This window comes from Rhizobium sp. Root483D2 (assembly GCF_001426685.1).
GTDB lineage: Bacteria > Pseudomonadota > Alphaproteobacteria > Rhizobiales > Rhizobiaceae > Pararhizobium > Pararhizobium qamdonense.
Window position 1 is genome coordinate 82,723 of record NZ_LMFB01000023.1, and the last position, 215, is coordinate 82,937.

The window sequence follows — 215 nt, forward strand, 5'->3', positions numbered from 1 at the left end:
TGAAACACTCAAAGTGCTGACAACCACTGAGCCAGTTGTCTGGCGGGCGCGAAACCCCACCCTCCGTCATCCTCGCCCTTGAGGCGAGGATCCAAACCCCGGCCGCCATCGGCTCAAAGATGTTTCGCCATAACGATTTGAACTCNGACGGCGGGTGGGGTTTCGCGCCTGCCAAAAAGACCCACCTGTGCATCTGACGGCGTTCAGATGGCCGC